Annotated in this window: 3 protein-coding genes; all 3 read right to left on the bottom strand. The window is 47.1% G+C overall.

Annotated elements, in window-relative coordinates; all coding sequences use genetic code 11:
- On the bottom strand, positions 1 to 1,882 hold a 1,882-nt coding region (locus tag ACR0DX_RS20770), incomplete at its 3' end, for a DUF7507 domain-containing protein (protein WP_480847235.1).
- Between the two features lie 319 nt (positions 1,883 to 2,201).
- On the bottom strand, positions 2,202 to 3,455 hold the full coding sequence (locus tag ACR0DX_RS20765; RefSeq protein ID WP_480847240.1) for an HlyD family type I secretion periplasmic adaptor subunit: 1,254 nt from the start codon (positions 3,453 to 3,455) through the stop codon (positions 2,202 to 2,204).
- A 43-nt stretch (positions 3,456 to 3,498) separates the two neighbouring features.
- Positions 3,499 to 5,397 carry a type I secretion system permease/ATPase gene (locus ACR0DX_RS20760; protein ID WP_170356647.1) on the bottom strand — a complete coding sequence of 633 codons (1,899 nt, stop codon included), beginning with the start codon at positions 5,395 to 5,397 and terminating at the stop codon, positions 3,499 to 3,501.
- Positions 5,398 to 6,000: the final 603 nt, after the last annotated feature.

Raw genomic sequence — 6,000 nt, 5'->3', positions numbered from 1 at the left:
TGATCTGATCACCCGCGTCGACAAGGCCGTTGCCATTCAGGTCGTCAACGCTTGTAATCTCTTTCTCGATCTCTATCCCAGGCTGGTAGGCGATCGGCTGCTGCGCGGAATCCGACACTTCCTCCGTCTCGGCACTGTCGGCAGTCGCCGTGTTGTCGATGTTGCCATCGTCATCGTCACCGCCAAGATCATCGGGCTCAAGATCGCCCTGGCTGTCCACATCGGCCTGCGTGATCGTGTAAGACCCCGTATAGGTCTCTTCACCCCCAACAGCGATCGTCTCGCCAGAGGCCAGAGTACCCCCCAGAAGCGGGTCCTCAACATCCACATCCGTCAGCGTCACGTTGCCCGTGTTGGTGACCGTGATGCTGTAATTGATCTGATCACCCGCGTCGACAAGGCCGTTGCCATTCAGGTCGTCAACGCTTGTAATCTCTTTCTCGATCTCTATCCCAGGCTGGTAGGCCAAAGGAGCGTCAGCATCATCGCTGTCTGTCACTTCCTCTTCTTCATAGAATCCACTTACGCTGGCGGTGTTCTCTATGTTGCCATCGTCGTCGTCACTGACATCGCCAAACTCTGCATCGCCTCTGCTGTCCAGATCCTCCTGCGTTACTTGATAGGTTAGATCTACTGCTCCACCCAATCCATCACTGTCGCCGTCATCGATTGTGACGACTTCACCTACCTCCAGATCACCGACCAAAATGTTTACCCCAGTCAAGGGGTCAGTCACAGTAACGCCAGCCAGAGCCAGATTGCCCGTGTTTTCGATCACCAATTGATAAGTAATTTCATCCCCGGCATCTTCAGCTATTCCCTCAGAGCCTTCACCGTCCACATCGACAACCGTTTTGGTAATCATTATCTGTGGATTTGGAACCAAGTTTCCGATCTGGACAAAATCTGTATCTCCGGCCTCGGAAAGGTTCGCGACCCAGAAATAGGGATCATCGCCTTGACCATCCAAGGTGCCGTTGGTTGGCTCGGAGCCCGCCTCTAAACTAGAAATATCCTCACGAATAATTATATCGTCAGAACTGGTCGCGACTCCGAAGAAAGTGAAGTTACCATTTTCATCCGTGACAGTTGCGCGTTCAGTGTCTGCATCAAATATGCCATTATTGTTGCTGTCTATGTATACAACAACACCTTCCAGCCCGCTTTCTCCATCTTCTGGTTCGTAAACACCGTCGCCATCAAGATCCCCGAACTTGAAGCCATTAATCGTCCCAGCGCTTTGGATGTTCCACTCATCAAAGCCTGCCTCTTCGTCATATTCACCAGGGCGGCCCATTTCCGAATAAAGGTAGAAATAGTAATCTTCAAAAGACTCACTGGGGTTTGCTAGAAAATACGCATCGATGACGCTTTTTTCGATCAATACCGTGTAGTCGTCAGTGCCACTGCCTGTAGATGTTTCGGCCAAAAACAGAGTAGTTGGTTCAATTGCATCAATATCGTAGACCAAATTTCCATTCGAAGTCAGGTCATTGTAGGTTCCGATCGTGCCATCGTCGGACAAGTAAATTTGAAATGTTTCTAGTGTTATGAGATCGTCGCTATTGCTCTCATTCAAATCCAAGCGAATTTCATAATATTCGACTCCGTCAATAACGGTGACGGGAATATCAGTCAGCTTAACTTCTCTCGTCTTTTGTTTGTCTAACTCGTTGTTACCAAAGGCATTATTTATTGCGGAATTTGAATCGTTTACGGTATTGAATCCAGCGGCAACACCATCTGATGTGCTCGCTTCGTCGCTTGTAGCCAAAAAAGGTTCGAAATTTCCTGTACCGGATCCCTCATTTGGAGAGTTGATAAATGTCACTCCACCAATGGTTTCTCTGGAACCTTCCGCTTCGAGATTAAAGTCAGCCATAATGCCCCCCGGCAAACTATGAAAAAATCTCTACTCTGGGGCTTCAAACCATATTCTTATCTGCACTCATTAAGTTTTTTGACCTTTAGCCGAGGTACGCACTTTGGCACTAAACAGTAAAAAGCTCACGCTAAAGGTATCGGGACGATATAAACTCGATAAAATTGAGTCAACAAACTAACGGATTTGTACGTGCAAAACACGTCAATCGAACAGCGACTGGACGCGACGGCATCGAATAAAGTTCAGTGCCGGCTAGTCCGCTAACGTCGCTACGAATGTCTCTTTCCGGCTCTTAAAGGATACGGAAAACAACGACTTAATTTTCCCTGAGAGCGCGTCGAAAATAGTTGGCCAAAGGCTGAACGAGGTATGAAATCGGTGCACGTGCATCAGTTTTGATAAATGCCTCCACAGGCATTCCCGGAACGAGCAAAACATCCCCTGTCGCAGTCAGAGACTTTGTGTCGGGTTGCAACACCGCTTCATAATAAGGCACCTCCTGTGCATCATCTGTAAATGTATCAGCTGATATCCTGACTACGACACCAAGAACTTCAGGCGTTGTACGTTGGTCAAAGGTAGTAAAACGAAGTGAAACCGGCTGACCTTCGTAAACTTGGTCAATATGCACGGGGTCAATTCGCGCTGATACTTGAAGTGGTCTATCCTTTGGAACGATGTACATAATCGGATCAGCAGGTTTGATAACAGCCTGTTCCGCGAAAACCGATGACCCAAAAACAACGCCTTCGGACGGTGACCTAACTTCCAACCTCGAGAGTCGTTTCTTCAAACTTTGACGATTTTCCACCAAAGGGATCTCGCTGAAACGTAAATCACGCAATTCTGTAATGGCGCCTTCCCGGCGCCTATTTTCCAAGTTTATAATTTCGATTGAAACGCCCGTTTGCCGCCCTTTCGCCTCGGCTTTTGCTGCTTCTAGCTGGCCTATCTCTCCCTTTAGCCTCGCCTGCTCTCTCCTGAGTGCCAAAACCCGAGACGCTTGAACCAACCCTTGCTCCAACAGGGCCTCAAGATCCTTGATTTCGGTCTCGACCAGATCCAATTGATCTTTTAGCGCGCTCACTTGAGCCTCCATACCTCGGACTTGATCCTCGATTTGAAATGACTGTTGTTTCAGTTGATCGATTTCGCTCTTGTGTGAAGCCAGTTTCGCGTTGAAAAGGTTTCTTTGACCCTGAAGCTGTGAGGTCATCCATTCGTCGTCCAGCGTTGAAAATTCTCCTAAAGCGATATCCTGAAGATTTGAAAGCTGGTCTCTCTCAGCCTCCAACCTGAAACGTCGCACGAGAATTTCCATCAGTTGTCGTTCCACGACTTGCAACTCAGATCTTAGAAATGTGCCGTCAAGTTTGACTAATACGTCGCCCGCCTCCACTGAATCTCCATCGCGAGCTAAAATCGCTGAAACAACGCCTCCGTCTGGATGCTGAGCGACTTGTCTTTCGGTTTCTACTTTCACAGTACCGCTGGCAACAACAGCACCGGAAATCCTAGTAAACAAACTCCAGTAGCCAATCCCAAAAATCAAAACCGCTATTGAGGTCACGCCAATGTAAATAGGAACTAAGGCGCTCCAATCAGCTACTTCTTCAATGTCCGTGTTTTTTCCTGACTGACTTAAAGCCTTGTGCTTTCTGTTTACCCAACTTTCTTTTACGGATTGAACGAAACTCTTTACTTGCTTTCGAAATTTTTCGATGCGCCCCGGCAGATCTAAACTCTTCGTTTTCATTGGCTTGAATTTGCCTCTTTATCGACATCACGTTCTTGAGCGAGGAACCAAGTACTTGGTCGCGAGGACCATAATCTTTTGTTTGACCGCCTTGGAGAATAAGTAACTTATCACATTCTGAAATAGCGACTGGGCGATGAGTCATAATCAGAACTGATTTGTTCGCGGCTTTCAACTCTGAAACGACTGCATTCAACGCATCAGACCCCTCTTTGTCCAATGCGGAATTGGGTTCATCCAGCACAAGGATCTTAGGATCACCATAGAGAGCGCGAGCAAGGGCAAGTCTTTGCTTTTGACCTCCTGACAACTTATCATCAAGTGGTTCAATAACTGTGTTGTATCCTTCATCAAGATTTAAAATGATACTGTGAACCTTAGCCCTTTTGGCAGCTATCACCACTCTTTCAGGAGAAACTTCGAGTGACATCTGAGCTATGTTTTCTGCAATCGTTCCAGCAAAAAAATGAACGTCCTGCGGCAAGTAACCAATCTGCTTACCCATTTCTTCCGGACCGTATTGCTTAAGCGTAGCGCCACCTAAACGTACTTCTCCGTTATGTGGACTAACCAATCCCATAACAACCCTAGCTAAAGTGCTTTTTCCTGAACCACTTTTCCCCAAAATCCCCAACGCTTCGCCAGGTGCTAGATGGAATGAGACATTTCCCAGAACAGGGCGTTCGCGCCCTCGCGCAAAGACCGTGACGCCATCGACTGTTAACGACGCTTCAGGTTTCGGCAATGTAGTCACTTCGTCATCGAGCTTTAATTGTTGCAACAGCTCATCTAGCCGACGCCAACCTCGTCTCGCCTTTTGCGCCAGCGACCATTGTGGAATACACTGTTCGATTGGAGCCAGTGCCCTGCCTAGTAATATTGAAGACGCGATCATCGCGCCTGCAGTCAGTTCATTTTGCAAAACTAACCAAGCGCCAAGCCCAAGCATCGCCGCTTGGAGAAAAAACCGAAAAGCTTTGGAAAAAGACGCAAAACCACCTGTCCAGTCATTTGCTAGAATTGAAGAATGAAGCGCTGCATCTTGAAGCTTTTTCCAACGCTTTTCCAAGTCTGAAGCCATTCCTTGCGACCAAGCCAAATCGCTCATTTCTTGGACTTGACCGGCAAATCGGTTGGCTGACTGAGAGATTGATTGGGCTTGTAGCGTTTTATTAACGGTTAAAATCTGGTTTATCAAAGCTGCAGCAACGAGCACACAACCCCCAGCAAGCGCGAGCCAGCCGAGATAAGGATGAAAGATAAAAACTGCGACTAAAAAAATGGGCGTCCAAGGTAGGTCAAAGATAGCCAACAATAACGGGGACGAGAAGAATGCCTTAAGCGCTTCAATGTCCTGCAACCCGTGGCTTTCGATTCCCGAGCTTCTTTTGAGCGCCGAACGTTCCAAAAGCGCTTTGAACGCAAGCGGCCCGAAGGTGCTCTGAATTCGGGCACCTATCCTCGCAGAAACGCGTCCACGTGCGTATTCTAGAAACCCATAAATTGTGAATAACAGCGTCACCAAGCCGAATAGAACCAGTAAGGTTTCTTCAGAACGAGAGCTTAAAACTCTGTCGTAAATCTGAAGCATGAATACCGGGCCTGTAAGCATAAGAAGGTTAGTAAAAATGCTAAAAGCCATTGCAATCAACAACAAGTCACGACTTTTTGCGGCCGCAAGAGAAATTGATACGCGATGAGAATCGGCTTCTTCCAAACGGGTACTCGCTACAGTAAACACTGGAAACACAATCATTGTATACAAGAGCCACACGTTTCAACAGTGTTGTGATAAATTATAAAGGTGATCTACGAGCCCGATAGGCCGCCCAGGCGCGTTAAGTTCACCTAAAGAGAACTGACTAAGATACAGGTTGGGCTCCAAGCAACACTCAGATAGGATGAACGTCAATTTCCACCTAAATGGAAACCAAGTACAAAACTCGTCAATTGTTACCCAAGTTGTCACCCAAACCCTTGTTCAAAACAAAAACCAACGCTCAGACAAACTGCAAAGAATAACTAAAACGCGCCAAAAACGGCATAGAAAATTAGCGCAGCATTTGTCGCTCATGGCAGGAATCTGACGTTCTCCGCGGGTGAAAATTGGAGGTTTTTTGGCGCGTTCATTTGGCTTCCCAACGATTCATAAACTTAATGGCCTCTCCACAAATTGCTACGGATAATACCCATTATGTGCGAATGTTGGCGGGTGGACTTAAGTCGGCTAAATATTCATTGCGTGGTATAGAATTGATGAAAGAATGCATCGACTAGTAAAGATCGCTCGATCCGGCAGTAGAGTATGGCCCTCGAATACAAGTTTCGATGTTTTTTTACCATTCGGCGCTCATAGTAT

The organism is Ruegeria sp. D3 (genome assembly GCF_056534465.1).
This window is presented reverse-complemented; position numbering and strand designations above follow the sequence as displayed.